Genomic DNA, 24705 nt, shown 5'->3' with positions numbered 1-24705 from the left:
TTTGTCTATGGCGCTGAAGGTCGGACGCGAGGGGACAATCACGGAGCGGGACAAGGAGGTATTCCTGGCGCTCTTCTTCTGCCGCTACATGTCCACCCCGCAGCTCACCCGCCTGTTCTTCCCAAGCGCCAGCAAGGCCCGGTCTCGCCTGGCGCAGCTCCTCAAGAAGGGCTACGTGACGAACCGGACCATGTACGTCGTCGAGCCGACGAGCTGGGACGAGCGCGTCTCCGCCCAGGGCGTGTGGCACCTCACCAAGTCCGGCTTCGACTCCGTCACGGAGACCCTGGAGCTGGATGAGGCCTACGTGCCCAAGCCGCTCCTGCCCAGGCAGGCCCGCCACTACGTCAGGGCCGCCGAGATCTACGCCGCCGTCAAGCACCGCCTCGACGACGAGCTCGGTCCCTACCCGGCCTGGGAGTGGCGTCATGAGAAGCGGGTGCTCTACACCGGCGAGTACGAGAACGTGCCCTACCAGCACAAGCCGGACGCCCACGTGCTCCTCTGCGATCAAGTCTTCATCATCGAACGCCAGACCGCCGAGTCGAAGGTCGGGCCGGCGAAGATCTACGAGAAGGTCGAGGACCACAAGCGCTTCGTCGAGCTACGCCTGCGCAAGCCGGCCGAGATCCTCTTCGTCTTCGACCATGGTGACTCGCCTATGATCGACGCGGCCAGGCGCGCCGGAGAGCAGCACGGTATCGAGGTCGTCGGTCGGGACGTCACTGGCATCGCCGACTACCTCTACAACGCCGCCCTGCGCCTTTCCCCCTGAGGCCCCAGCGCTCAATGCGTGTCCTCGCTTCGTCCGTGCTCCCTAGGAGGAGTGGACAAGTTCGGCAGGATTAGAGTCGCGGCGACCACGTACGCGGTCCCTAGCCCGAACCTGCTGCCGAGTCCGAAGCAGGTTTTGGGCGCTGGTTACAGTCCCGGTGACCGTCACAGCGGGAAGATATGCGTGTAGGCTACCGGCATGGGTGAACGCAAGCTCGACGGGTCGATGGTGATGGTCATCGGTGGCAGCTCGGGCATCGGGCTGGCCTGCGCGGAAGCGGCGCGTGACGCCGGCGCCTCGGTTGTGATCGCCGGTCGTTCACCGGAGAAGCTGGGGCGCGCGAAGGCGCAGATCGGTGCCGACGTTCGGACACTCGTTGCGGACGTTACCGACGAAGCTTCCGTGCGCGATCTCTTCGGGCGGGTGGAGCGAGTGGACCACCTGCTGGTCGCCGCCGCGGAGACGGCGGCCGTAGGAGTGGTCGAAGCCGAAGAGACCGACGTGCGTCCGACGCTGGACATCCGTGTGTGGGGAGGGTTCTTCGCGGCAAAGCACGCCGCGCCCGCGATGCACGGAGGCTCGATAACGTTCATGTCGGGCACGTCCTCCCATCGCCCCTATCCCGGTGCGGCGATGGTGGCGGCTTCGGGCGGCGCGATAGAGGCATTCGCCCGCGCGCTCGCCCTGGAGCTCGCGCCGATCCGGGTGAACACCATCTGCGCCGGGTTCGTGGACACCCCGCTCCTGGACGCCTACTATGGCGATGAACGAGATGAGGCGGTGAGGGAGCTGACCGCTCGCTTGCCGGTCGGGAGGATAGGCACGCCAGAGGACATTGCTGATGGGGCTATGTTCCTTATGGGCAACGGCTTCGTCACCGGCACGGTGCTACACATCGACGGTGGCAAACTGCTCGTCTAAGGGCTCGGCGTGTCGTTCGCAAGGATCAACACGCGAGAGAATAGGGCCAATTTCGACCCCGATCTGCTCCGGGCGCAACACGTTCGAGCCTCTCTACCTTTCACCGGCCGCCACCCGGTTGCGATACTTTCGGGCCGTTGCAACGGCGTAGCAACCGCGTTGCGCCCGGGTCGCACCCCTCCGAAGGCTGGCCGCCACACGGCTGCCACGCTCTGGTCCGGCGTGGTTTTGGGACCGAATCCCTTTGTATATGCGGCACTGCGACCTACAAGGTTTCACGGAGGGTGCGAGGACAAATAGCCCTCAATGCTCCCGACAAACTCCCTTTCACTTATCCTCCGATCCCTACAAACCCGGATCCCTCCCTTCCTTTGAAGCCGCGGTCGAAGCTCTCCCGAACTGCCCTTTACGCGTCCTCCGCAGGGGTGTAGGCTCCGCGGCAATCGTACTTGTCGCTGGTTTTCCGGGTCTTCGCCACAAAGACTTCCGGGGTGTTCGGGTTTTCGGGGTTCTCGCCAAAAGAACCTCGGGGAGCGAGGGATCCGCTTCCTCACCCAACGGGATTCCGGAACGCGGGCCTCTTCGGGTACCGCTGCATCGAGGCCACGAAGCTGAACGGTAAGAGGGAATCTTCAGAATGGACGTCCTGTGCGGTACTTCCGAAAGGCCGTTCCCCATAGAGTCTGTCCGTCGCCGTTGTAGCCGTTGGGGTGCGTAGATCACAAGGAGAAAAGGGAGGGAGGTGTAAGGGCGTGAGCGAGGAGCGGAGCTCTCCGGTCGCCGGCCGCGTGTTCTACCGGTACATGAGCCGGGCGGAGGTCGAGGCAGTCGTGAGGACGGGGAAGCTGCGGGGCGGCAGGCCGGGCAGGACGTACTGGACCACCGACCTGTACGGGAGCCCGACCGAGGCCAAGAGTCGCCTCGCCCTCGAGTACCTGCCCGAGGCGAGGCTGGAGTTTAGAATTACGAGCGAGCCCGGGTTGCTGCTCGCGGGCACGCGCGTCGAGCCCGACGAGGACGAGCCCGGCGGGGGCACGGAGTACGTGAGCGAAGAGAGCGTCGAAGCGGAGGTGGTTTCGGTTGATTACCTTGAGTGAGGAGGAGGTGGGGAGGCTACTCGTGGGACGGTCGGTGAGCATCTCCGTGGGCGAGCCCTGGGATTTCGATGGCCCGGACGGCCCGAACGCCCTCAGGGGCGAGATCCTGGCGCTCCGCGAGAACCCGGAAGCCCCCCACAACCAGGAGGTGCTGCTCGCCGTGACGCCGTTCAGCGTCCGCACCGGCCACACCGTGGACCGCCTGGTCGCCCGGGCACGTTACAAGGACGAGGTCGGCATCGTGGAGCACCTCGCCCGCGGGCAGGACGCGGAGGCGAACCTGAGTTTTTCGGAGCAAGTCCCCGAAGGGGAACGGGACCCCAGGAGCACACCCAAACTCATCGGAGGCGTGCGCCTGGCCGGCTGAGCCACGGACGAGAAACCGAACGCTCTACCGCCCGCCCGCCGGCCTGGCGGGAGGACGCCGGCTAGAGCCCATCACGAAAGAGCGAGTCGAGTACGGACCCGTCGTCCCGGAAGGGGCGGCGGGTCTTTTCGGTTGGGGGAGACCCGGTCCCCGCAAAGATACGGAAGGTTCGAGATAGGAAGGAGGAAACGGTGAGACGGTGATTCGAGAACGAGGACCCCCGACCGGTGCGGCCGGGGACCTCCTCCAACGAGGAGAAGGAGGACCCCGCCAAAGGGCCTCCGCAAGAAGAAAGGCTGAAGGCCGGGAGCTGAACCCTCCCGGCCTTCGTCTCCCAAGAAAGGAGAGCAACATGGCCGAGTATACCGCAAGGTCGGTGCGCGCCCTGATCGAGGGGCTCGAGCCGACGAAGATCGAGGCCCCGAGTGAGGAAGACCTCGCGAACGCCGTAGAAACCCTGGAGGAACTGGAGGGGCTCATCACCCGCCTGCCCGTCCCCGAGCGCCTTGATGCGCTGGCGGGCGTCGCTCTCGAATCGGGCGACGCCCTGTGGGTCCCGGCGGTCCGCAACTGCCGGCTCTCGGCCGGCGTCGCCGTGGACTGGGAAGGTCTCGTCTCCTTCGCGGTCGGCAGCGAGAACACTGCCGACGCTACATTCGACGCCCACTTCTCGCCCAGGACGGCCGCCGCGCACGCGCTCCGCGGCGCGAGGGCCAGGACACCGATTGCCGGCCCAGACGAGAATCCGCCCGTCTCCGATTACTCCTCGAACGACGCCCGCGACGGTTTCCTGGCCGAGGCCGTCAAGTCCTCGGGTTGGGCGGTCCCGGCCGCCCGACGAGTCAGCGACCTCGCCCCCGAGATGCTCGCCCGGGTGGCGAGGCTCTCCGAGGCGGGCATCGCCCACCTCTTCGCGGGCGAAGCCGGCGGCGTGGTCCTGGCGATGGCCGGCTCCACCGCAGGCGACAAGAGGCGGGCGGTGGAGACGCTTCCGCGCTCCGCCGAACGTCCCCTCGCCTCCCGGCGGGTCTTCGGCGTCCTCCTCGACTCCGGGGATGCCGGCTCCCACTACTCCGAAGAGGAGGGCTGGGGCCTGACCGTGAAGACCGGGAAGGTTTCCCCCGAGAGGGAGCTCGAAGCCGCCGCCGAACGTTTCCGCGCGTCCCGCGACGGAGGGTCGCTCGCCGTCGCCGAGACGAAGGCCGAGCGCCGGAGGATCGAGGCGAACCGCAAGCGCCTGCGCGCCGAGTTCATCGCACGCCGCCGTCGCGGAGAGAAACTTGTGGTGAGGCCCGCCCGCGAAATCGACGACTCGTGGACCGCGTCGCGTGAGCCTCATTGGACGGAAGATGCGGAACTCGAGCACCGCACGGAGCGGGCGCGCAAGAGTGGCCGGGTGGCCTACGACACCGCCCGCGCCGTCTACCTCCGGCAGCTCCCGTCCCCCACCCACAGGCTGCTGCACCTCCTCAGGCGCGAGGGCGGCGCGATCCGCGAGCGTGAGTTCGTCTCCCGGCACGCGAAGCTCGCTGGCGCAAGAGCGGCTTTACCCGAGGCGGCCCTCCTGGCAGCTCTCCGCGAGCTGGCCGACGCCGGGAAGATGAGGCGTCTGCGGAGCCGGAAGTCCGCCGAGGTCTTCATCGCCGCCACCGAGCCCCTCGACGAGGTGAGGTTCCGGCGTGGCCTGAACGGCCTGATCCGCGACGAGAGGTTCGGGATCGTGAGCCCCTGGACCGAGGCCGACGGCGTCGAGCCCGAAGGCGAGGAGGACGAAGAGGCCCTGCTTTCGAGCGGCCACGAGGACGTCTTCCCCGAGGAGACCGGCCGCGAGGCCTTCCTCGACCATGTCGCCGACGAGGGCGCCCAAGAGGAGATCGAGACACTCACCGCCTGAGCGTCGGAGGAACGGGGGTTCGCTACCACCAGCGAGCCCCCGTCTTCCGACCGACCAAGAGAAAGACACCATTCCCCTTGTTTGCCTACTGGCAAACATAGTATTCATGTAGAAGAGCTTCGCGTGGTTGGGACTGGGGGCGGTTGATCGGCGGGGCCCCACGGGACCTCCTCCTGAAGGCGAAGGAGGTCCCGCGAGGGGGCCGCGGCAAACGGCGCGTTCGGCGGCGGATGGTCGATCCGGTCGGACGCGGGGAGAAGGGAGGCCACGACGATGGCGAGCATGAACAGTCAACCGCCCCGCGGATAAAACCGCGGCTCCGGGGGCTTTCCCCTATGGAGCCGGTTGACCAGGGTAAGTCGGATAGCTTGGCAAGCTTGGACCCGGCTACGTTGGACGTGGGGCAGAAGACCCATCTGCGGGTGCTTCCTCAGCCCGCCGCTCTGGAACGCACGGTTGCAGACAGTCCTTAGGGGCAGGCGCGAAACGGATCGTGTGCAGGCGCCGGACGCCCGGTGCCCGCCGGCGTCCAACATTCCCGAGGGGAGATCTCCGGTTTGCCGGACCGGGGGCGTCACCCGCGAAAGCGGAGAAGTAGGAGGTAACTCCACACGATGTTCAAGGTTTTCGTTTTGGACAGTTGCGGTGCGCCCTTGATGCCCGCTCACCCGGCCCGGGCGCGGCGCCTGCTGCGGGAGGGTCGCGCGGTCGTTCACAAGCGCGTGCCTTTCACAATTCGGCTCAAACACCGGAGGGGCGGAACGGTGCAGCCGGTGCGGCTGAAACTTGACCCCGGCAGTAGGGTCACTGGAGTCGCCATCTTACGTGAGAAGGGCGACGAGGCTGCCGTCTTGCACCTGGCCGAGATGCACCACAAGCCGGGCATAAGTAAGGCGTTGCTGAAGCGCCGCAACCACCGGCGCCGAAGGCGCTGCGCCAACCTGCGCTACCGTCCGCCGCGCTTCGACAATCGTGCTCGCCCGGAGGGATGGCTCCCGCCTTCGCTGTCGGCTAGGGTGCGCAACGTCGAGGCCTGGATCGAACGCTACCGCCGTCTAGTGCCTGTGAAATACCTCTCCGTCGAAACGGCGCGCTTCGACGCCCGAAAGTTGCGGGACCCGGAAATCTCCGGTCGGAGTACCAGAGGGGAGAGCTGTTCGGCTACGAGGTGCGTGAGTACCTGCTCGAAAAGTGGGGACGCACGTGCGCCTACTGCGGGGCACGGGACGTGGCGCTAGAGATGGAGCACGTGGTGCCCAAATCCCGCGGTGGCTCCGACCGGGTGGGCAACCTCACGCTCTCGTGCCGCCCGTGCAACCTCGCCAAGGGCAACCGTACGGCCGAAGAGTTCGGCCACTCCGAGGTCCAACGTCTCGCTGGCCGCGCCTTCCCGCACGCCGCGGCGATGAACGCGACGCGCTCGGCCATACTACAAACGCTTGTGGCAACGGGTTTGTCCGTCGAGACGGGGACCGGCGGGATGACGAAGTACAATCGATCACGCCTGCACATGCCAAAGAGCCACGCCAACGACGCCCTGTGCGTCGGGACGTCGACGCCCGCGAGGTTGAGCGGGGCGCGAGGATTCTCGGCCCTCGTGATACGTGCGGTTGGTCGTGGACAGTACCGTCGCACCGACACGGACGCGTCCGGCTTCCCGAGGGCCTACAGGACGCGGAGGAAGTCGGTGTCGGGTTTCCGGTCGGGGGACCTCGTGCGGTCCAGGACCAGGCGCGGCAGGCACGAGGGCACAGCGGTGGTCAGAAGCTCGGGTTACTTTGACCTCAAGAGCGGCGGACGTCGTGTCGTCCAGGGGGTTAGCTCGAAGCGTTGCGAGTTGCTACAGCGCTTCGACGGTTACGCTTACGAGTTGGGTCAGGTATCCGCGCCGCAGACCTCGCGATAAATCCTCAGCTTATAGCCGGAGCCACGGCGGCAGGACAAGTCGTCTAACAAGCAAGAGTAGGCCGGCAGCACTTTACGGTGATGTGAGCGTGGACATCGGGTGGCCGCGATGTCCCAAGTAAGCGGAGAGCTCCGCCGCGGCGGCGAGCATCGAAAGGCCGCGCGTCGTGAGCTTGGCACGCCACCCGTCGAGGGTCGCTTCCAGCGGCCCCACCCCTCCGGCGTGCCTCACCTGCTCTGTCAGGGGTGCGATCTGGCGCAGCAGGTATCCCCCGCGCCTCAGCTGGTGTGCCAGGCGCGCGTCCCGGACGTCCGCGGGGGAGTAGACGCGGTAGCCGGTCTCCGGGTCCCTTCGCGGCCCGATCAGGCCCGCCTTCTCCCATTTGCGCAGGGTCGCCGGCCCGACCCCCAGTTCCCTGGCAAGCCGCCCGATGAAGACGACCCCACGCCGCGACGGGCTCCCGGCTTCCGACGACGCCAGGTCCCGCAACGCCTTCTCGACCGCGGCTAAGGTCTCCCTGTCCCGGAGGAGTTGCGCGTGGCTCTCGTCAAGCAGGGCGAGGGCGCCGTCGACGTCGCCGGCGTTCACCGCGCGCATGACGTCTGATGCGGTCCGGTGGCCGTGCGCCGGGACGAGCGCCACGAACGCGCGCAGGGCCCGAGAGTGCAGCGGGGTGTATACCCGGTAGCCGTGCCGGGTGCGCCCCGCCGTCGGCAGAATGCCTTCCCCCTCGTAGTTCCGGACGGCCTGCGCGGACAGCCCGTGCTCGCGGGCGAGATCCACCGGCCGCAGCCGCCTTTTGCTCACCTTATACTCCCCTTTGAAACTTTTTGGCGTATTCGGCCAGTATACCCATCAAAGTTGTCACGGAAGGTTCAAAGATACAATTAAGGAGTGTTGTGGTCAAGGACAAGGAAGTTCGCCCATGCCCGCTCGACCCTCGACCGGCGACCGACTGGAGGAGGAACGCACGCCCGAAACCCCGCCAAAAATCATGCAACGTCCGCGCGGAGCGAGGGACGGCGGTACCGCTTTCCACGGTGACGTAGGCCCATGATTTTCGGTGAGCGGGACCCTCGGCTCGTGACCGTGCGTCGGGGCGGCACCCTACAGGACGCCGATCATCACCGCCTCGCGGTGTGGGCGGCCGATTGTGCCGAGCACGTGCTGCCCTTCTTCGAGCACGCGCGACCCAGTGACGACCGGCCGCGCCACGCGATCGAACTGGCGCGTGCTTGGGCGCGGGGCGAGATCACGATGACGCAAGCCCGCAAGGCCGCCTTCGCAAACGCGGCGGCCCGAGAGGCGTCGGGTGCCGCGAAGCAAGCGGCTCTCGCCGCCGGTCAAGCCGTGGCGGTGTCCCACGTGCCGGCCCACGAACTGGGCGCGGCGGCCTACGCGATCAGGGCCGCGCGCGCGGCGGCCTCCGAAGGGGAGCAAGGGCGGGCCGGTCGCCTGGAGTGCCGGTGGCAGCGGGCACGGCTTCCCGGCGAGATCCGAGAACTCGTGCTGGACGACCAGAGGCTACGCAACGAGGTGTGCTGGTCCGTGTTCGATTGCTGACCGGCTCGCTCGGAACATCGGAGTCGCTCAACAGGCGTAAGCATGCAGCCACCCAACGGCGGAGCTCGAGCCTCCCGTAGTCTGCGTGATCGGCGAGGTCCCATGATTCCCCTATCGAGTAGCCGAGTGGCGGTGTCCGGTGTGGTGGACGAGGAGGTAACCGTGGCGAACGAAACCGGCGCGATCGTTCTGAGCATGCAGGACCTTCGTGAGGTCAGCGGCTACGCCGCCGAGAGCGCGCAGGAAGTGCTGGAGATCTTCGAGAGGGCGCACCCGGCCGACCCCCGCCCCCGCGACGCGATCGACGCCGCGTGGACGTTCGCTCAAGGTGGTAAGCGCGGGAAGGCGCTGCGCGACACCGCGTGGGCGGCGCTCAAGGCGGCCCGAGACGCGGATACCGCGGCCGCGGGCGATGCGGCGCGAGCAGCGATGTGCGCGGCGTCCGCCGCGTACCTGCACCCGCTGGCCGACGCCCACCAAGTGAAGCACATCCTGGGGGCGGCGGCTCACGCGGCGAGGGCGGCCGAACTCGTCGCCGGCGACGATCGGGACGTCGGCGCCAAGCGCATCGAGAGAGCCCGTCGGCGCGCGACGCCGGCCGTCATTGACGTGCTCGGCCGCTATCCTGCGGCACCGCCCGGTGGAAGGCGCGTCGGGAAGCTGCTTCGCGATCTGGATGGAGCCCTCCGCGTCACGGGCTCGGAACCGACGCCGCGCAGGGACACGTAAACCGACCAGGGCTGCTTCGCCCTGGAACCCGGCCGGCTCGACGGGACCGACGGGGTCGTCTCCGTCAAGGACATCCCTCCGCCGCCGAGCGGCGGACCGTCGCCAACGTAGCGGCCGGCATCCCTAGAGCGCGCCAAGGCAAGCAAACAGCGCCTCCTGCAGGGTCGCGGGCCGCCTCGGCGGGCCGCATACTCGCGCAGCTTGAGCGCCTTGAGCCAGCCGGCCTCGTCGAGCCCGAAGAGCCTGGGCTAGCGTGTAGGGTGTCCGGAAGAGCCTCGGGCGGCGGACGGAGGCCAGACGATCGGTGCCGGCCGCGCGCTCCACGTCGTAGCGGGATAGCGCCCGACCCTCGTACTCTAGAATCAGGCTGTCGGCATGCAGCCACAGGGCGGCGTGGTATCCGGCCAGCGCCAGGACGGCAGCCTCCTGCGTCCGGCCGTTCCCTCTAACGATGGCTTTCACAACGAGACCATCCCTTCGGCCCCTCTTGCGGACGAAGGGGCCGAAGGGCGGCCCAGCGACGAGAAGGGGGTTAGCCGCATGGCTAGCTTAAACAGGGTGATCCTGGCGGGAAACATCACCAGGGATCCGGAGATCCGGTTCACCGGGCAGGGGGTGCCAGTATGCGGCTTCGGCCTGGCGGTCAACCGCGTGAGGTCCAAGGACAAGGACGCCGTCGACTTCTTCGACGTCAGCGTCTGGCGGGAGCAGGGAGAGGCCGTCGCCAACCACAAGAAGAAGGGCGACCCCATCCTCGTCGAGGGGCGCCTCCAGTACCGCACCTGGGAGGCCCAGGACGGCTCCAAGAGGAGCAAGGTAGACGTCGTCGCCGAGAGCGTCCAGTTCCTCGGGGGCGGAGCCAGCAACGGCTCCTCCGAATAACCCACTCGGGGCGGCGCCAAAACACCGCCCTTTCTCCTGCGGTGAGGGGTAGAGGGCGGGGTGCCGGCACGGATCGGATTACAAAGGAGGAAGCTTTGGGCGGAACCACGGGCGTCGTTTTGGCGGTGGCAGTTCTGTTCTCGATCGTCGGCGCGCTGGCGTACCCGACCTTCGTGATTCGTCGCGGGAAGCACCTCCGCGGGTGGGTCTCCGGGCTCTCAGGCCGGGCACGGGAGAGGGCCAGGCTAAGGATCGCCGCGGCCCTGCTCGACCTCGGCAATCACCTGATGCTCTGCGACGAAGAGCGCAAGGCCCGGCGGCTGGAGAAGAGGCTCTCCGGGCACCGGACCCGACGGCTCGGCCTGGAAGCGGCGGCGCTGCGGTTGGGGGCGACGCGGGCCGACGAGGTCACGCTCGAGCTCCCCGTCGGGTCGCGCGAGCAAGAGGGCAACCCGTCGAGGACTCTCGCCATCTCCTGCGTGGTCCACCATCCCCCGAGGGGGGAGTATCCGGTGGCGCAGGATGGGGATTGCACGACGTCTTGGCGCGTCGTCAACCGGCCGTCCCCGGGGTACCGCGGGCCCTCTTCCATGTGCGAGGTGCCGTCGCTGGAGCGGGCCCTCGTTGCCTACCACGCCCGACCCCTCCGTCCTTTGAGTAAGGGCAGACGGTTCTTAGACGAGGACGTCCACTACGCAGGGGGAATAGCAGGAAGCCCGAACGGCTGCTTCGGCTTGCCGGAGGCCGGGGCGCGCCTCGAACGCGTCGAGCCATGAAGCGTTCGCCGAGAGCCCGCTCGGCCCACCTCGGCGCCGACCGGGCCGGCACGGAGTTCTGGCTCTCGGGACCCCACGTCTTCTCCCTCTCGAGCGAGGGCGCCCGGCTCCGCCACGTCTGCGCCCTCGCCCGTTTCAACCGCCGCGGCCGGTCGCGTGGCCGTTACGCCCATTCCGTAGCGGAAGATCTCTCGGCTATCCGTTCTCGCCCCTAAGGGTTCTCCTCCCTGCGGGATCCGGTCGCGCCACGCCTGATGCGCGCGACCGGATCCCGCGCGTCCCCGTCATTTCCCCGGCGGGGTCGTCCCCGCGATAAGGAGGCCAACCGCAGCAACCCATCCTCTCTCTAGAGATCCAGCGTCCCCCAATTTCGAAAGGAGACCTCCGTGAACGCCACGCACCTCTGGTCGCGCTACCTCGCCGCCCGCGAAGACCCCGACGCGGGTCTCACCGACGCCCGGCTCAGGCGCCTCCGGATTCTCCGGGATCGCCTCGTCGCCCACTACGCCCCGCTCGCCGCCACGGCGGCACGTCGCGCGGCGCCGAAACCGCCCCCTCCCCTCGACGCCGACGATGTCGTCTCCTGGGGCATGGGCGGCCTGCTCGACGCCGTCGAGACCTTCGAGCCGGACAGGGGCGCCCGCTTCGAGACCCACGCGTTCAACAAGGTACGCTGGCGCGTCCTCGACGAGGTCAGGAAGGCCGACCCCCTGCCCCGCTCGGCCCGATCCCGAGCACGCGCCGCGGAGGCCGCCCGGGCAAGTCTCCGGCAAACCCTCGGCCGCGCGCCGACCGAGGAAGAGGTCGCCGCGGCTTTAGGCACCCAACCCCGCCTGCTCCGGAATCTCGCCCGCCGGGAGCTCGCGTCCGTCCGCCCCGCGTCGCTGGACGCCCCCGTGTTCCCGTCGGCCGACACGGCCACCGGAGCCGGGTTGCACGCGCTCCTCGCCGATCCCACCGACGACCCGCAGGAGGCCCTCGACCGCTCGGAGGAGCGCGAGCGCGTCGCCGGCGCCCTCGACGCCCTCGACGAGAGGTCGCGCCTCGTCGTGACCGCCTACTTCTACCGGGGGATGAAGCTAAGGGAGATCGGCGCCGAGCTCGGCCTCACCGAGGGCAGGATCTCCCAGATCCTGCGCGCGGCCCTGGACGCCCTGCGGGAAGACCTCGCTTCCGGGCTCCCCCGCCCACAAGCTAGGTGCCGGGCGGCGCAGCCGGCAGCCCCCGTACGGCCCGACGCCGCGTAGCGGGAGCCTATCAACCGGAGGTCGGGCATTCCCTGCGCCCCTCCCGACGTCCGAAGCCGACGACGATCCCGATAGGAGATGTCCCGCGCCATGAACACCAATGTCGCCGCCCTGTGGCACGCCCTCTACGGCCCCAGCGTGGCCTGCTTGGGGTCCACTCTGCCTCCGGTTAGCCCCGGGCTCCAAGCGCCTCTACCGCCACCGCTCCCGCTTCTTCGACTACCCGCACCAGGCCTGTGCGGCGGCCGACTGGTGCCTTGGCAACTCCGAGGTGGGCCTTGAGACCTACTTTTGCGCCCATCTCCTGCTCGCCAAAAGGCGTGTAAAGGCGAACGCCGCCCCGGTCCTGGCTCTCTGGGCCGACGCCGACGGCGTGGCTCCCGGCTTCGATGCGCCAGAACCGACCGCGATCGTCGAGTCCTCGCCGGGCCGCGCGCACCTCTTCTGGCGCCTCACAAGGTCGGTTTCACCGCTGCGGGCCGAGGAGCTCAACCGCAGGCTCCTCCTCGCGGTCGGCGCCGACCGGTCGGGGTGGGACCTCGGGCAGCTCCTCAGGCCCCCCGGCACCCGGAATCGCAAGTACGGACCCGCACCTTTCGTGAGGCTGCTGGAGCTCAACGACGACCGCTACCACCCACGCGAGCTGGAGTTGGCATTGCCGCCGGAGGAGCCGCCGCGACCGGTATCGCGGAGTGGTCGTCCTACCGGCCCCTACCCGACGCCCGACGTCTCCCGGCTCTCGGGCCGGATGCGACATCTGGTTTCACGCGGCAACCGCGGCTTAAGGAGACCCTACCCGAGCCGCTCGGAGGCCGACTTCGCCGTGTGCCTCGCCATGTCCACGGCCGGGTACACGGAGGCGGAGGTCTGGGCGGTGATGACCGACTCTACCCACGGCATCTCGGAGAAGTATCTGGAGAAGGGCCGCCACGGCGACGCGTATCTCTCGCTCACCGTCGGTAAGGCCCGCGCGTTGGCGCGAAGCGCGGGCTAGGCCGTCCCCGGGGCAGACCCACCCCGCTCCACACGCGTCCTGGACGCGGCGAAGTTTGTCCCCGCCATTCCTCCCCGCCTTCCGTATCGCGACTCTCCGGCTCCTCCAAAAAGCGAAGGAGCCGAAGAGCGGCCCGAGCGGAGGAGGAAGGAGACGGTTGGACGCGAAGGAGGTTCACCACAGGGTGCCGCAGCACCTGCTTCGGGCCTACGACAGGATGGCGGCGCACACCGAGTTCGACGGCGAGGGCATAGGGCTGGCTCTTGAGTTCGATGAGCTGGCGATGCGTTACGGCATCGAAGACACCGATTACCTGACCCGCGAGGAGTTGGTCGAGGGGATCGAGTCCTCCCGCGTGGAACTCCCGAGAGAAGAGCACCGGGAGACGCACGCGCCCGACTGGCGCGAGTGGGGCTCCTGGGGCGGTAGGACGACCCTCGCCCGCTACGGCCGGCGGTACTTCCGATTTCTGTCACATCGGAGGTGGGGACGGATCTCCGCCGAAGAGCTCGCGCTCGTCCGCGAGCGTCTGCGGCTGGCGCGGAAGGCCGCGGCGTGATGGGCCCGCCGACGGAGAGGCAGGCGGCGCTGGCGGCAAGGCAGCTCCACTACCACCGCGAGAGACTGCGTTGGATCCGGGACAGGATGCGGGATAACGAGGCCCTGCTGTTGCGGTACCTGACGGGCCTGGAGAAACGCGCGACGGTCTTGCCCGGCGGCTACCGGATTTCGGGCGAGCGCGCTGCACCTGATCGGAATGTCGCGGTCGAGAAGTTGGCCCTCGCGAACCCCTACGAACAACTGGTGCTGCGCATGGGAGAACGCGAGATCGCCTGAGGAGCGACTTCCCGGGGACTCCGCCTACCGCTGAGAGTCCCCGGGAAGCCTCGGAAGGAGGTACCGAGCGCGGCCATGAGCAGGAAGGCAGCATCGGATCGCGAGTACGTGGAGAGGGAGTGTCTCCGCTGCCTCGGCGGCGTGGTCCACGTCGGTTCGCCGACGGAGGTGAGGACCGCCCCTTGCCCCGACTGCGAGGGGACCGGAAGGGCCCTCTCCTACCTGTACCCGCGGCTGAAGGGCCACCGCGGACCGTGGCCGCCGGATGAGACCGCCGCGGAAGGGCGGCGCACCGACGACGCGCGGTGACGCGGCACGACGAGCGAAACCACCGAGACGAAAGGACCATCGTGGCGAACGACGAACGGAAGGCTATGGAGCGCGGCGAGAAGCGCGACCGCAGGGTGCGCGAGGCGACGGAGTTACTCGAAGCCGGCGTCGAGAGGATACTGGACGGGGACGAGTTCAAGCGCTACCTCGCCTTCGCCGCGAGGTTCCATCGGTACTCGGCGAACAACTCCCTGCTGGTCCTGGTCCAGAGGCCGAACGCCACCCGGGTAGCAGGGTACAGGAGGTGGCAAGAACTCGGTCGGCAGGTGAGGCGCGGCGAGGAGGGACTCAAGATACTGGCGCCCATCTTCCGCACCGTCGAGGACGAGGAGAGCGGGGAGGAGGCGCGCGTGCTCTGTTCCTTCAAGGTCGTCAAGATCTTCGACGTCTCCCAGACCGACCCGGTCCCCGGAGCCGAGCCGATGCCGGAGAAGCCGAGGCCGAGGGCACTCCGTGGTGACTCCGACGTAGCACGTGCGCTCGGGCGATCATTGCTCGACTTCTGTAAGTCGCAGGGCGTGCCCGTCTCGGAGGACGACGCGGAGCTCGACGCTCTCTCCCCTGGCGCCAACGGCCTCTACCACCTGCGGGAGAAGCGGATCCTCCTGAGGAGCACGCTCCCGACCGATGGGAGGGCGAAGACGCTCGCCCACGAGCTAGCCCACCACCTGCTGCACTGCGACGCGGCGGCTTCAGAGGAAGATCGTCCTATGCTTGAGGCTGAGGCCGAAGGAGTCGCGTACGCGATGCTCTCGTACTTCGGCATCGACGCCTCGGGGTATTCCTTCGCCTACGTGGCGCGTTGGGCCGAGAGCAAGGAGGTGGTCAGGGTGGCCCTCTCCAACATCCAGAAGACCGTCAGGACGATCATAGAGGCCGTCGAGGACGGTGACCCACGGGTTGAGGGAGCGCCCGAACTCGAGGCGGCCTAGTCCACTTCTATCGTGTGTTCCTTTACGCGCTTCGCCCTAGACCGGCCACTCCTCGAGGTCGTAGGCCATGCTCCAGAATATGTGCTCCATCCGGCAACTGGTCAGATAGTGCTCCTCCATATTGGCCCGCTCCGCCTTACCAGCATCGGATGCTAGGCGGTCTATGCGGCGAGCGAACTCGCGGCAGATGTCTCCCACGATCGGGTCGGCGTAGAACTCGATCCACTCCTTGAACGGGTGCGAGTCGTCGGGCTTGACCTCCTCCTTGAGCCTCAGCCCGATCTCCCAGTACGTCAACGGGCAAGGGTACAGGGCGCAGAGCAGCTCGCCCAAAGTGCCGCTGTGGGCCGAGTAGAGCGTGTGCCGGGTGTAGTTGCGGGCGGTAGGCAAGAGTTCGTTTGCCCCCTCCAACTCCTCCATCGGGTAGCCCGAGACCCGAGCCAGGTTTTGATGGGGATGGTTCTCGGAATCGAGGACAAACCCGATCTGCTCGTTGAAGAACGCGATGTCCTCCCGCCGCGTGGACTTGGAGACGGCGAGGCCGTAGACCTGGCAGAAGACGGTGAGGTACTGGAAGTCCTGCCTCACGTAGTGGGCGAGCTGCTCTCCGCTCAAGTTACCTTCGGCGATGCCCCTGACGAACGGGTGACGGAAGATGGCCTCGAAGACGGGGTCGGCCTTGCTACGCAACTCCTCGGTGAAGCTCGTGGACCTCTCGGTCGCAGACATGATGTGTTGCCTCCTCTCGGCCCGAGACGCCGGAGGAGGGGCGGCAAAGAGAAAGCGCCCGGCCGTAAAGGTACCGGAACGCCGTCCTCGAAAGATTCGGTTTCACCCGCTCGTCCCTCCGCCGGCATTACCCGGATCAGGTTCCTCGGGTCGGCGCGGCCTCGGCACCCTCTCAGCCCCCTGCCGGGAGCTCCCCGTTTCGCTACACGAAAGGCACCCTACACTAGCATCCCACTCGCCGCAAGCTTCCGTCCCCCTCGGCCTCCTGCCAGAATGGGGGCCAACCGAATAGTTCCATTACGAAGAGGCCAGGACAAGGTGGATAGAGTTCTGCCCCGACGCGTCGGGGGCCCGCGACCGAGCGCCACGGCCAGAAGGGCGTGGAACGCCGGGCGCGCGAATGCCGAGCGACGATGCGCCGCTCGCCCTTCGTCGGACCCACGAGGGGTCCAGCCGCTTGAGGGGGGTGGACACGTGCGTTGCTGATGGGACCTGTCTCCTGCTTTCCCTTTCCCGCCCATCACCCTGGGTGGGTGCCGGGTGCCCCGCGCAGCAGGAACCGTACGAAGCGTTCGCGGCCGAGGCTCGCGAGGCGGTTCACCGGCTCGGCGCCGATCCCCGGCAGCGGGTCCAGGGCCACGCGCTCGACGCCGCGGCAGGGCCCGAGCAGGATCGAGGCGAGTTCCCCTACCTCAGTCTCCCGCACCTGCCAGTCGCCGCCGATGGTGCTACCGAAGGCGCCGAGCCCCAAGAACAACTCGGCTTCCTCGGCGAAGCTGAAGACGGGCAGGGACCTCTCGCCGCCGGAAAGCTCGGCGGCCAGCACCTCCAACCGCCCGCGTTCGTGCTTCGCCAGAAGCCAGAATCTCCGCCGACGCGCAGGCCGCTCCCGCGGCGCTCCGAGGGTTTGCGACGTCCCTTCCAACCCATCCTTCCTCTCCCGTTGCACTCGGACGATGACCGGAGAAAAACCCATCGTAATGCCGGTCCCGAGCGCGGCGCAACCCCCCGAAACGCGCGACCGGATCGGTAGGCCGTTCCGGCGACATACGCGCGGCCCCCGGTCTGCGCCGACGCGGCCCGAAAAAGTCCGATGCTCGCCCGGCGGCGACCCGCACCTTGCCGCTTCTGTGGGCCTCCATCAGCCCTTCGGACATCCTGGCGTGTACCGAGGTACAGATAGTAACTGGCACATCCGCTAAATTCGTTGCACAATGGCGCTCCTTAGCCTCGGGAGGTGCTGATACGACCGTTCAAGCGAGTGAAGATGCTCAACGCCGACGAGTACCGGATCCTAAAGAGGGCGGTCGCCAGCCGCAAGATCGCGGCCGGCAAGGCGCGGCTGGCGAAGATCGTCCTGCTCTCCAACCAGGGCTACACTGCCACAGAGATCGCCGCCAGGCTCGGGTGCAACGAGAGGACCGCCCTGAAGTGGATAGGCCGCTTCAACCGCTACGGCGTGGCTGGCCTGGAAGAGGGGCCGCGCGAGGGCAGGCCCCGCGTCTACGGCCCTGAGGACGTCGGTGCCGTGATCCAGGCCGCGCTGACCCCTCCACAGGATTTCGGCTTGCCCTTCGCCTCTTGGACCCTGGACCGACTGGTGGTCTACCTCTCCGAGCAGAAGGGGATCGGCATGGGGCGAACGAGGGTGGCGGAGGTGCTCTCGCACGAGGGCTTGAGGTGGAGGAAGCAGGAGGGGTGGTTCAGGGAGAGGGTCGACCCGGAGTTCGCGGAAAAAAGAGGGCCATCGAACGGCTCTACACATCCTCTCCTGCCAACAGCGTAGTCATCTGCATAGACGAGATGGGGCCCTTGAGCGTCCGGTCGTACCCCGGCAAGGAACTGGTTCGCGGTCGGCAAGAAGGCCTCGCCGGTAGGGCCAGGTGGGAGTTGCAGCGAGACCGGGACCGCAAGCTCGGGGGGTACGTCTTCGGAGCGTTCGTGCCGGCCACCGGAGAGGCTTTGACCGCCACCTACACGAGTCGCTCGATCGTGACGTTCCTGGACTTCCTGGGGAAGGTCGAGGAGTGGGTGCCAAAGGACGTCGGGAGGATCTACGCTATCATGGACAACCTCAGGGCCCACAAGGCATACGACGTCCTGCTATTCGATGTGGCCCGCCCGAGGTGGGAGTTCGTCTTCCAGCCCAAGTACGCTGCCTACCTGAACCTCATAGAGCCTTGGTGGAAGACGCTCAAGTCTTTAGCCATCAAGGGGCGCTTTTTCGAGACTTGGGAGCAGATAGAAGAGGCGATAGCGAAGGCGCTGGACTACTGGAACGGGCACCGCCATCCGTACGTGTGGGGCAGGCGCAGGAGGCACCGTGCTCCTCGAGGTCAGGGCGTCGGAGCGATGCCGAGGATGGCGTCCGTAGACGGTGTCTGAAGCCCCCGACGCGCGCCGTTCAGCGCTCGGCGTCGACCACGGTGTCCTCCAGGTGCGCACCAAACTCCTCCGCCCTGACCTCCGTGGACGCCCTGTACCTGTTGATGCGGTCCTCGAAGGGCGTCCGCACGCCGAAGGCGCTCGCGGCGAACCCGGCGGCCTTTATGGCCTCGGCCAGCCCCTCGTCCCCCGGCGCGAAGACCTCCAGAGGGTCGCCCACGGCCACGGTGTTCGGCGGGACGAAGAACTCGCGCGGGACCACGGCGTTCGCGTGCACCACGGCCCCGACCGCGACGTTGGCCCCCGAACGCACCGTCGCCCCTTGCAGGACGGTCGCGCCGGTGGCCACGTAGGAGCAGGGCTCGACCGTGCAGCCCAGCAGGGAGGCGTGCGGTCCGACGAGGACGTGGTCGCCGACCATCACGGGGTGCTCCGCGTCGCCCACCGCCGTCGCCCTCAGCACGGCGTGCTCGTTGATTATGGTGGTCGAACCCACCTCGACCCTCGATCCCTCGGAGTCCAGTACCGCCCCATACATAATCCGGCAGTCCGCTCCCACGCGGACGTTCCCCACGAGGACGGCGGTGGGAGCCACGAACGCGGAGGCGTCCACGACGGGTTCGTTGCCACGGCTCTTGATCCGCATCTCTTCCTCCCCGACTCGAAATGCCGCCCAGTATGCACCGAACTTAGCGGACGAGCCAGTTGCTATCTCTGTACCGTGCGGAAGAATGGGGTAGTGGTCGCAAGCCCGAAGGTGAGGATGCTAGTCGAAGACTGCGAGCCGGTCGGCCACCTCGCGCAGCGCGCGTTCGGAGAGCGACTCTTCGATCAGGGGGAAGACCACCCTCTCTTCGAGCCTTATGTGGGCCTCGAGCAACTCACCCAACCGCCGCAGCGTCTCCCCCTGAACCTTGCCCCTTTCGGCCTCGCCACCGAGCCGCATGGCGAGGCCCCTGATGCGAGCGTGTTGCACGAGCATCTCCAGCACGGGCTCGCGGTCCAGAAGCTCTCCCGCATGGATGGCTGCTACCGGCAGGAGCACCTCTTCCTCTTTGCGGAAGTGGGGCGCGGTATCTTCTCGCCAGAACTCCAGGAAGGCCCGGGCGCCTTCCGTGGGCTCCTCACCCGTTCCGGACGCCGCCCGGCGGAGGCGGAGCGCCTGCACCAGACCCCCGTGATGGTCATCCGAGAACTCTCTCAGGTTCGGGTGACGCTTCACGCCTTGCTCCTCTCTTCGGGCCGTTCGTCGATCCGCACCGGCCCCCGGCGGCGGTGGACGCTCAGGTAGGCGAACCCGTCCGAGTCGCTCCTCACCGAGCGGCGCGCGCCCTTCGGGAGGAACACCAAAATCCCGGCAGAGAGGTGATGCTCCTTCTCGTTCACCGTGACCTTTCCGTGACCGGCTATGCCCACCATCACCACGTCCACCTCTTCGTTGGCATGCTCGCCGACGCCGCCTCCGGAAGGAAACCGCACCAGGTTGGCGTTGAGGTCCTCGCTTCCTTCCAGGGTCCACACCGTCCCCCTGCGCCCTCTCGCGTCAGCCGAGATCTCCTTGAGTTCCATCCGCCCTCCCGCTTTCGAGACGTTGTTGAGTGCCCCCTATCTTCATCCAACCTCTACGAACTTGCATCTACTCGATGCCCATTTATACTATTACAAAAATAGTAATAATAAAAGAGATTTGGGGGGCGTTGGCTGTGGAGCGTATCGAGGGTGAGGTTGGGAAGAGGATGGATGGGTTTCCGGGCGGGCGGTTGCAGGCGGGCCGTATGCCGGGGCACTGGCTGCTGGCACGCCTGGGGAAGAGGGTGCTGCGTCCTGGAGGGATCGGGCTGACACGCGAGATGCTCGATGGGCTCGGTATCGGGACTGTGGATCGCGTGGTGGAGTTCGCACCGGGGCTGGGGAGCACCGCCCGGCTGGTGCTGGAACACGGTCCCTGCTCGTATACGGGGGTGGAGCGCGACGAGGCGGCTGCCGGGGTGGTGTGGGGCTACCTGCGGGGTCCACGTCAGCGGTGCATCGTCGGGAGCGCGGAGGAGACGGGCCTGGAAGGCGGGTACGCGAGCGTGGTCTACGGGGAGGCGATGCTCACGATGCAGCGGGAGGAGCAGAAACGCCGCATAGCGGGAGAGGCGCACAGGCTGCTCGTCCCCGGAGGGAGGTACGGGGTACACGAGATGTGTCTGGTCCCGGACGATCTGGCGGAGCAGACGAAGGAGGAGATCCGCGCGGCGCTCTCCGGGACCATCCGGGTTGGGGCTAGGCCGCTCACCCTCTCGGAGTGGCGCGCACTTCTGGAATCGGAGGGCTTCGAGGTCGTGGAGACGGTGACGGCGCCGATGCGCCTGCTGGAGCCGGGACGTCTCCTCGAGGACGAGGGGCTGCGGGGCGCTGCGCGGTTCCTGTGGAACGTGCTGCGGGACCGCGAGGCCCGGCGCAGGGTGCTGGCGATGCGCCGGGGTCTTTCGGCGTTACCGGCCCCACCTGGCGGGGGTCGCGATGGTCGGGGTTAAGCGGGAACAGGGAGCTGCAAACGGCGGGGGACCCGATGGTTGAGGTCCTGGCGGAGAGGACGCGTCTGAGGCCGCCAGGTGAGCCGGACCTCGACGCGCGGCTCGTGGAGTTTGTCGCGTGGGCGCCGGTATTGCAGGGGCTTCCGGAAGATGCGCGGGATGCGTTGGTCCGGAGCGCGCGGATCGTGAGCTACCCGCGCCGGACGGCCATCTTCCACGAAGGCGACGAGCCGACGGCGCTCTACGGGGTGGTCTCCGGGGCGGTCAAGGTGTACCGGGATCTGCCGAGCGGTCGCCAGCGGATACTGGAGGTTATAGAGCCCGGACGCGCCTTCGCGGTCGTCCCCGCCCTCGACGGGAGGCCGCTCCCGGCCTCGGCCATGACCCTGCCGGACTCGGAGTTGGCCGTCTTCCCCCGCCGCGTACTCATGGCGCGGCTACGGATCTCGCCGGAAGCTATGCTTGCGGCGATCCGGGAACTGTGCGGCTCATCCCGCGATTTGCAGGAGAGGCTCTGGAGCGAGCTCTCCTACCGCTCCGTCCCGCAGAGCACGGCCGCCTTGCTCCTGCGGATCGCCGAGGAGTGGGGGCGTGTCGGCCCCGGAGGTCGCATAACGCTCGAGCTGCCGCTGACCCGTACCGAGATGGCCGAGTCTCTGGGAGCCCCGCGGGAGAGCGTGAGCCGCGCTCTGTCGGCGCTCGTCAAGCGCGGCATCATTTCCCTCGAAGGCGACTGTCTCACCATCCTCGAGCCCGATCTCCTGCGCCGTCGCTCGGGGCGTGACGAACCTCACGGCCGCCCGTAACGAACGTCTCGGTCCGGCCATCGCTCCGGCCCTACCCTGAACCTGACGTAAGCCAGAACAGGAGGTAGAGGCCATGGGCGAGAACGGCCACCACAGAGTCCGCCTGATCATGCCCGATGGCGAGGCGACCATCCAGGTAACCGGAGACGACTACATCCTGGAAGCCGGCGAGGAGGCCGGGTTGGATCTCCCCTACGACTGCCGGGCAGGAGTCTGCACGACCTGCGTTGGCAAGCTGCTCGAAGGGAAGATGGACCAGGAAGAAGGCGAGGCCCTGGAGGAAGACGAGCTCCAAGAAGGCTTCGTGTTGCTGTGCATCGGCCACGCCCTGAGCGACTGCGCCATCCGGACTCACCGTGAGGACGAGCTCTACGGCAGGGGGTAGCGCGATGTTCTTCAGGAAGAAGCGGCCGGAGACCGTCCCGTTGCGCCCCGGAGAGAGGGCCCCGGACTTCCAACTCCCCTCGGTGCAGGGTGGTCTGTTCCGGCTGGAGATGCGCGCCGCGCACGGCCCGGTACTCCTGGCGTTCGTGAACGTGGGCGAGGAGAGCCGCGAGTTGCTGGAGCGCCTGAAAGAGCACGAGGGAGGGTTCCGGCGCGCCGGGGCATACAACTACCCGTACCCCAACCCGGAGATTCGGGAAGGCGGTGTCCCTTCGACCCGCTCCGGGACCACGGTGGCCATCGTGGTGCGCGCTGCCTCGATGGGGCCGGTGAGGGAGCTACAGAAGAGTATGGGACTCCCCTTCTACGTTCTGTGGGACGACCGGAGCATGGTCTCCACACGCTACGGCGTAGGAGAGACGGAGATCCCGGTCGTGCTCGTGGAGACCGACGGAAAGCTCGCGTGGCGCTCGGAGCCTGACCAGCTCCCGCACCCGGAGGAGATGCTACGGGAGATCCGGCCGGCCCCGGGAACAGTCAATCCCGCCGCCGAAACCCACGAAACACCGTCGCCCGAAGCCGCCGTCGATAGTAGCGTCGGATAAACCCTTCACAAAACGCCTTGCGGACGTGGCCCGAACGTGCGAATATACAATTACAATTTTAGTAATAGTAACTGGGCCGTCGAGGTCTTGAGCGAGAGGAGAGAGTAGATGCTTTCTGTGGAGACGACCGTCAGTGACCTCGTCGTCGAGCGGCCGAGCCGCTCGCGGGTGTTCGAGGCCCTGGGCATAGACTACTGCTGCGGAGGAGGGGCGCCGCTGGCCGAGGCCTGCGCCGGTGCAGGGCTGGACCCGGGTGAGGTGATCGCGGAGCTGGAGCGCCGGGAGGCCGGGCAGACTGAGGACGAGGCCGGGCTGACGAGCATGGGCATGGGCGAGCTGGTGGACCACATCGTAGAGACCCACCACGCCTATCTCAAGGAGGAGTTGCCTCGCCTGAGCTTCCTGGTCGATAAAGTGGCGAACGTTCACGGGGGCGCCCATCCGGAGCTGCTGGAATTGCGTGAGGTATTCGAGGGGCTGCGCGTGGAGCTGGAGGAGCACACGGCGAAGGAGGAGCGGATGCTCTTCCCGGCGTGCAGGGAGCTTGAGGGGGCGGAGACCATGCCGGACCTTCGCTTCGGGACCGTCAAGAATCCCATCGCGGCGATGATGCGGGAGCACGTCGAGGCTGGCGGCGGACTGGGCCGGATCCGGGAGCTGACGTGGGACTACGATCTTCCGAAGGACGCCTGCAACACCTACCGGGCGATGCTCGACGGCCTGGCCGAGTTAGAGCGCGACACCCACTACCACATCTTCAAGGAGAACAGCATCCTCTTCCCGAAGGCGGCAGCTGCCGAGGCCGCGCTAGCGAAGACCTGACGTTTTAGGCGCAACCTACCGGGCGAATATGCTGGAGCTAGGCAATGATGAACAGGTTATTTCGGAGAAGGAGGGCTGCGGTCCTGATCTCGGAGGACGCCACCGTCGGCCGGGTGATGATCGAGCGTCCCGGCGCGGTAGGTGTCTTCGAGCGGTTCGGGATCCGTTACTGCTGCCGGGCGCACGAGACGCTCGGCGAGGCGTGCGTTGGGAGGGGCCTCGATCCGCGGGCGGTGCTGCGGGATCTCGAGACCTGCAATGCCGAGCCGGAAGACCAGATCGACTGGTCGAAGGTTTCCGCGACGGAGCTTGCGGACCACATCCTGCAATCCCACTACGGCTACCTGGAGGATGCTCTGCCCCGGCTCGAGTCGTTGGTGAACAGGGTCGCAAGCGTACACGGGGATCGCCGTCCCGAGCTGGTCGAGCTACGCCGGGTCTTCGGCAGCCTCAAGCTCGACCTGGAGGAACACCGGATAAAGGAAGAGGAGGTGCTCTTCCCCATGTGCCGGGAGCTGGATGCCGCCAGCGTTCGACCGGACTTCTACTGGCGCACCGTGCAGAACCCCATAGGCGTGATGACGGCCGAGCACGAAGCGATCGCTCAAGCGCTGGCGAAGCTTCGCGAGCTGGCAGCGGGTTTCGAGCCGCCTGCCGATGCTTGTGACGCCCACCGGACGATGCTCGAGGGCCTGGCCGGGCTCGAGAGGAGGCTGCACCTGCACGTCCACGAAGAGAACAACGTTCTCTTCCCCAAGGCCATGGCCGCCGAGGCCGCCTTGCCGAGGCGGTGAAGATCTGATGGAGGCGCCGGGGGTAGCGCTCGAATGAGTTCAAGCGGGGCAGAGATTAGGGTAGGCATCTGGTCCCGGAAGGGCGAGTTTCTCGGTGCTGCGGAGATCCCGAGTAGAGGCGGAGAGGCGGCGTCGGGCTACGTCCGCCTCTCCGCGAGCCCGCACTCCGGCGTGGAGGGGATGAGCTTCATCGCCCACCGGTTTCCCGGAGGGTATCGGGTGCGCATGGAGGAGCGGTGGGAGGGGGGCGAAGAGACGCTATGGCTGGCACCGGTGGAGGAGGGAGAGGAAAGCTACATGGGTCTCTTCTCCGAAGAGGAACTGCGTGCGGCGTTCCCGCATCTGGCGGCGGAGCATCCCGGCGGTACGAGGGTACGACGTTGAGCGTCAGACGGACGGGGAGTGGTT

The 24705-nt window shown here is 67.4% G+C and carries 31 protein-coding genes, 1 pseudogene and 1 riboswitch; of the genes and pseudogenes, 26 read left to right on the top strand and 6 right to left on the bottom strand.

The genetic code is table 11. The annotated features are described in order from the left end of the window. Positions 1–7: 7 nt before the first annotated feature. From GBA63_RS19920 to GBA63_RS23405, 7 genes are all read left to right on the top strand, one after another. Positions 8–775 carry a replication-relaxation family protein gene (locus GBA63_RS19920; RefSeq protein WP_166178975.1) on the top strand — a complete coding sequence of 256 codons (768 nt, stop codon included), beginning with the start codon at positions 8–10 and terminating at the stop codon, positions 773–775. Positions 776–973: 198 nt separating this feature from the next. Continuing rightward, on the top strand, positions 974–1696 hold the full coding sequence (locus GBA63_RS19915; RefSeq protein WP_166178973.1) for an SDR family oxidoreductase: 723 nt from the start codon (positions 974–976) through the stop codon (positions 1694–1696). A 752-nt stretch (positions 1697–2448) separates the two neighbouring features. Continuing rightward, positions 2449–2793, top strand: a complete 345-nt coding sequence (locus GBA63_RS19910; protein WP_166178971.1) for a hypothetical protein — start codon at positions 2449–2451, stop codon at positions 2791–2793. Beyond that, positions 2777–3160, top strand: a complete 384-nt coding sequence (locus GBA63_RS19905; RefSeq protein WP_166178969.1) for a hypothetical protein — start codon at positions 2777–2779, stop codon at positions 3158–3160. The genes GBA63_RS19910 and GBA63_RS19905 overlap by 17 nt, the downstream gene beginning before the upstream one ends. A 352-nt stretch (positions 3161–3512) precedes the next feature. Next, entirely contained in the window at positions 3513–5054 is a 1542-nt protein-coding gene (locus tag GBA63_RS19900) for a hypothetical protein (protein ID WP_166178967.1), read from the top strand. A 614-nt stretch (positions 5055–5668) separates the two neighbouring features. Beyond that, positions 5669–6292 (top strand): RNA-guided endonuclease IscB, encoded by a 624-nt coding sequence (iscB, locus tag GBA63_RS24550; protein ID WP_207956940.1) that lies wholly within the window; start codon positions 5669–5671, stop codon positions 6290–6292. Further along, entirely contained in the window at positions 6223–6960 is a 738-nt protein-coding gene (locus GBA63_RS23405) for an HNH endonuclease (protein WP_207956939.1), read from the top strand. The genes iscB and GBA63_RS23405 overlap by 70 nt, the downstream gene beginning before the upstream one ends. A 72-nt stretch (positions 6961–7032) precedes the next feature. Here GBA63_RS23405 and GBA63_RS19890 read toward each other — a convergent pair whose 3' ends face one another. Continuing rightward, positions 7033–7767: a TioE family transcriptional regulator gene (locus GBA63_RS19890; RefSeq protein ID WP_166178965.1), complete on the bottom strand. Its 735-nt coding sequence runs from the start codon at positions 7765–7767 to the stop codon at positions 7033–7035. A 246-nt stretch (positions 7768–8013) separates the two neighbouring features. Between GBA63_RS19890 and GBA63_RS24210 the strand changes: the two genes are divergently transcribed. The 10 genes from GBA63_RS24210 to GBA63_RS19840 all read left to right on the top strand — a co-directional run bounded on the left by GBA63_RS24210 (position 8014) and on the right by GBA63_RS19840 (position 15250). Next, a complete protein-coding gene (locus GBA63_RS24210) occupies positions 8014–8523 on the top strand; it encodes a putative immunity protein (RefSeq protein ID WP_166178963.1) in 510 nt (169 codons plus the stop codon). 162 nt (positions 8524–8685) lie between these two features. After that, the gene (locus tag GBA63_RS19880; protein ID WP_207956937.1) at positions 8686–9252 is read left to right on the top strand and encodes a putative immunity protein; all 567 of its coding nucleotides are present in this window, start codon (positions 8686–8688) and stop codon (positions 9250–9252) included. 540 nt (positions 9253–9792) lie between these two features. Then, entirely contained in the window at positions 9793–10134 is a 342-nt protein-coding gene (locus GBA63_RS19875) for a single-stranded DNA-binding protein (RefSeq protein WP_166178959.1), read from the top strand. A 95-nt stretch (positions 10135–10229) separates the two neighbouring features. Continuing rightward, positions 10230–10910: a hypothetical protein gene (locus tag GBA63_RS19870; RefSeq protein ID WP_166178957.1), complete on the top strand. Its 681-nt coding sequence runs from the start codon at positions 10230–10232 to the stop codon at positions 10908–10910. Positions 10911–11296: 386 nt separating this feature from the next. Then, a complete protein-coding gene (locus tag GBA63_RS19865) occupies positions 11297–12157 on the top strand; it encodes a sigma-70 family RNA polymerase sigma factor (RefSeq protein WP_166178955.1) in 861 nt (286 codons plus the stop codon). A gap of 271 nt (positions 12158–12428) precedes the next feature. Further along, complete coding sequence (locus tag GBA63_RS19860) at positions 12429–13151, top strand: DNA-primase RepB domain-containing protein (protein WP_166178953.1); 723 nt, start codon at positions 12429–12431, stop codon at positions 13149–13151. 157 nt (positions 13152–13308) lie between these two features. Beyond that, entirely contained in the window at positions 13309–13710 is a 402-nt protein-coding gene (locus GBA63_RS19855; RefSeq protein WP_166178951.1) for a hypothetical protein, read from the top strand. Next, positions 13707–13988, top strand: coding sequence for a hypothetical protein (locus GBA63_RS19850; protein ID WP_166178949.1), 282 nt, complete (start codon positions 13707–13709; stop codon positions 13986–13988). The genes GBA63_RS19855 and GBA63_RS19850 overlap by 4 nt, the downstream gene beginning before the upstream one ends. A 75-nt stretch (positions 13989–14063) precedes the next feature. Then, positions 14064–14297 carry a hypothetical protein gene (locus tag GBA63_RS19845; protein ID WP_166178947.1) on the top strand — a complete coding sequence of 78 codons (234 nt, stop codon included), beginning with the start codon at positions 14064–14066 and terminating at the stop codon, positions 14295–14297. A 41-nt stretch (positions 14298–14338) separates the two neighbouring features. Further along, positions 14339–15250, top strand: a complete 912-nt coding sequence (locus GBA63_RS19840) for an ArdC-like ssDNA-binding domain-containing protein (RefSeq protein WP_166178945.1) — start codon at positions 14339–14341, stop codon at positions 15248–15250. A gap of 36 nt (positions 15251–15286) precedes the next feature. Here the strand turns inward: GBA63_RS19840 and tenA are convergent, their stop codons facing one another. Continuing rightward, complete coding sequence (tenA, locus tag GBA63_RS19835; protein ID WP_166178943.1) at positions 15287–15979, bottom strand: thiaminase II; 693 nt, start codon at positions 15977–15979, stop codon at positions 15287–15289. A gap of 95 nt (positions 15980–16074) precedes the next feature. Continuing rightward, a riboswitch (TPP riboswitch) is annotated at positions 16075–16186 on the bottom strand. 313 nt (positions 16187–16499) lie between these two features. Beyond that, positions 16500–16904 (bottom strand): hypothetical protein, encoded by a 405-nt coding sequence (locus tag GBA63_RS19830; protein WP_166178941.1) that lies wholly within the window; start codon positions 16902–16904, stop codon positions 16500–16502. A 342-nt stretch (positions 16905–17246) separates the two neighbouring features. On the opposite strand from GBA63_RS19830, the gene GBA63_RS19825 reads away from it, so the two are divergent. Then, positions 17247–17765, top strand: coding sequence for a helix-turn-helix domain-containing protein (locus tag GBA63_RS19825; protein WP_166178939.1), 519 nt, complete (start codon positions 17247–17249; stop codon positions 17763–17765). Beyond that, positions 17726–18364 (top strand): transposase, encoded by a 639-nt coding sequence (locus GBA63_RS19820; protein ID WP_407690861.1) that lies wholly within the window; start codon positions 17726–17728, stop codon positions 18362–18364. The genes GBA63_RS19825 and GBA63_RS19820 overlap by 40 nt, the downstream gene beginning before the upstream one ends. Before the next feature lie 19 nt (positions 18365–18383). Here the strand turns inward: GBA63_RS19820 and GBA63_RS19815 are convergent, their stop codons facing one another. The 3 genes from GBA63_RS19815 to GBA63_RS19805 all read right to left on the bottom strand — a co-directional run bounded on the left by GBA63_RS19815 (position 18384) and on the right by GBA63_RS19805 (position 19933). Beyond that, a complete protein-coding gene (locus tag GBA63_RS19815) occupies positions 18384–19010 on the bottom strand; it encodes a gamma carbonic anhydrase family protein (protein WP_166178936.1) in 627 nt (208 codons plus the stop codon). A gap of 120 nt (positions 19011–19130) precedes the next feature. Next, on the bottom strand, positions 19131–19586 hold the full coding sequence (locus GBA63_RS19810; RefSeq protein ID WP_166178934.1) for a hemerythrin domain-containing protein: 456 nt from the start codon (positions 19584–19586) through the stop codon (positions 19131–19133). Next, the gene (locus GBA63_RS19805; protein WP_166178932.1) at positions 19583–19933 is read right to left on the bottom strand and encodes a cupin domain-containing protein; all 351 of its coding nucleotides are present in this window, start codon (positions 19931–19933) and stop codon (positions 19583–19585) included. The genes GBA63_RS19810 and GBA63_RS19805 overlap by 4 nt, the downstream gene beginning before the upstream one ends. A gap of 167 nt (positions 19934–20100) precedes the next feature. On the opposite strand from GBA63_RS19805, the pseudogene GBA63_RS19800 reads away from it, so the two are divergent. From GBA63_RS19800 to GBA63_RS19770, 7 genes and pseudogenes are all read left to right on the top strand, one after another. After that, positions 20101–20929: pseudogene (locus GBA63_RS19800) on the top strand (methyltransferase domain-containing protein). Beyond that, positions 20922–21692, top strand: coding sequence for a Crp/Fnr family transcriptional regulator (locus tag GBA63_RS19795; RefSeq protein WP_166178930.1), 771 nt, complete (start codon positions 20922–20924; stop codon positions 21690–21692). The pseudogene GBA63_RS19800 and the gene GBA63_RS19795 overlap by 8 nt, the downstream one beginning before the upstream one ends. 73 nt (positions 21693–21765) lie before the next feature. Beyond that, entirely contained in the window at positions 21766–22077 is a 312-nt protein-coding gene (locus GBA63_RS19790) for a 2Fe-2S iron-sulfur cluster-binding protein (RefSeq protein ID WP_166178928.1), read from the top strand. 4 nt (positions 22078–22081) lie between these two features. After that, the gene (locus tag GBA63_RS19785) at positions 22082–22681 is read left to right on the top strand and encodes a peroxiredoxin family protein (RefSeq protein WP_166178926.1); all 600 of its coding nucleotides are present in this window, start codon (positions 22082–22084) and stop codon (positions 22679–22681) included. 108 nt (positions 22682–22789) lie between these two features. Beyond that, complete coding sequence (gene ric, locus GBA63_RS19780; protein WP_166178923.1) at positions 22790–23503, top strand: iron-sulfur cluster repair di-iron protein; 714 nt, start codon at positions 22790–22792, stop codon at positions 23501–23503. A 44-nt stretch (positions 23504–23547) separates the two neighbouring features. Beyond that, positions 23548–24297 carry a DUF542 domain-containing protein gene (locus GBA63_RS19775; protein WP_166178921.1) on the top strand — a complete coding sequence of 250 codons (750 nt, stop codon included), beginning with the start codon at positions 23548–23550 and terminating at the stop codon, positions 24295–24297. Between the two features lie 33 nt (positions 24298–24330). Beyond that, the gene (locus tag GBA63_RS19770) at positions 24331–24681 is read left to right on the top strand and encodes a hypothetical protein (protein ID WP_166178919.1); all 351 of its coding nucleotides are present in this window, start codon (positions 24331–24333) and stop codon (positions 24679–24681) included. Positions 24682–24705 lie beyond the last annotated feature (24 nt).

It is taken from the genome of Rubrobacter tropicus (assembly GCF_011492945.1).
GTDB classification, from domain to species: domain Bacteria; phylum Actinomycetota; class Rubrobacteria; order Rubrobacterales; family Rubrobacteraceae; genus Rubrobacter_D; species Rubrobacter_D tropicus.
Note: the sequence above shows the minus strand (reverse complement) of the source record. Positions and strands in the feature narration are given on the sequence as shown.

Excerpts from the sequence above, each read along its gene's own strand:
- GBA63_RS24210 (WP_166178963.1), top strand. The coding sequence starts at position 8,014 with ATGATTTTCGGTGAGCGGGACCCTCGGCTCGTGACCGTGCGTCGGGGC.
- GBA63_RS19790 (WP_166178928.1), top strand. The coding sequence starts at position 21,766 with ATGGGCGAGAACGGCCACCACAGAGTCCGCCTGATCATGCCCGATGGC.
- GBA63_RS19805 (WP_166178932.1), bottom strand. The coding sequence starts at position 19,933 with ATGGAACTCAAGGAGATCTCGGCTGACGCGAGAGGGCGCAGGGGGACG.
- GBA63_RS19785 (WP_166178926.1), top strand. The coding sequence starts at position 22,082 with ATGTTCTTCAGGAAGAAGCGGCCGGAGACCGTCCCGTTGCGCCCCGGA.
- GBA63_RS19920 (WP_166178975.1), top strand. The coding sequence starts at position 8 with ATGGCGCTGAAGGTCGGACGCGAGGGGACAATCACGGAGCGGGACAAG.
- ric (WP_166178923.1), top strand. The coding sequence starts at position 22,790 with ATGCTTTCTGTGGAGACGACCGTCAGTGACCTCGTCGTCGAGCGGCCG.
- GBA63_RS19825 (WP_166178939.1), top strand. The coding sequence starts at position 17,247 with ATGCTCAACGCCGACGAGTACCGGATCCTAAAGAGGGCGGTCGCCAGC.
- GBA63_RS19815 (WP_166178936.1), bottom strand. The coding sequence starts at position 19,010 with ATGCGGATCAAGAGCCGTGGCAACGAACCCGTCGTGGACGCCTCCGCG.
- GBA63_RS19875 (WP_166178959.1), top strand. The coding sequence starts at position 9,793 with ATGGCTAGCTTAAACAGGGTGATCCTGGCGGGAAACATCACCAGGGAT.
- GBA63_RS19845 (WP_166178947.1), top strand. The coding sequence starts at position 14,064 with ATGAGCAGGAAGGCAGCATCGGATCGCGAGTACGTGGAGAGGGAGTGT.
- GBA63_RS19900 (WP_166178967.1), top strand. The coding sequence starts at position 3,513 with ATGGCCGAGTATACCGCAAGGTCGGTGCGCGCCCTGATCGAGGGGCTC.
- iscB (WP_207956940.1), top strand. The coding sequence starts at position 5,669 with ATGTTCAAGGTTTTCGTTTTGGACAGTTGCGGTGCGCCCTTGATGCCC.
- GBA63_RS19795 (WP_166178930.1), top strand. The coding sequence starts at position 20,922 with ATGGTTGAGGTCCTGGCGGAGAGGACGCGTCTGAGGCCGCCAGGTGAG.
- GBA63_RS19915 (WP_166178973.1), top strand. The coding sequence starts at position 974 with ATGGGTGAACGCAAGCTCGACGGGTCGATGGTGATGGTCATCGGTGGC.
- GBA63_RS19775 (WP_166178921.1), top strand. The coding sequence starts at position 23,548 with ATGATGAACAGGTTATTTCGGAGAAGGAGGGCTGCGGTCCTGATCTCG.
- tenA (WP_166178943.1), bottom strand. The coding sequence starts at position 15,979 with ATGTCTGCGACCGAGAGGTCCACGAGCTTCACCGAGGAGTTGCGTAGC.
- GBA63_RS19770 (WP_166178919.1), top strand. The coding sequence starts at position 24,331 with ATGAGTTCAAGCGGGGCAGAGATTAGGGTAGGCATCTGGTCCCGGAAG.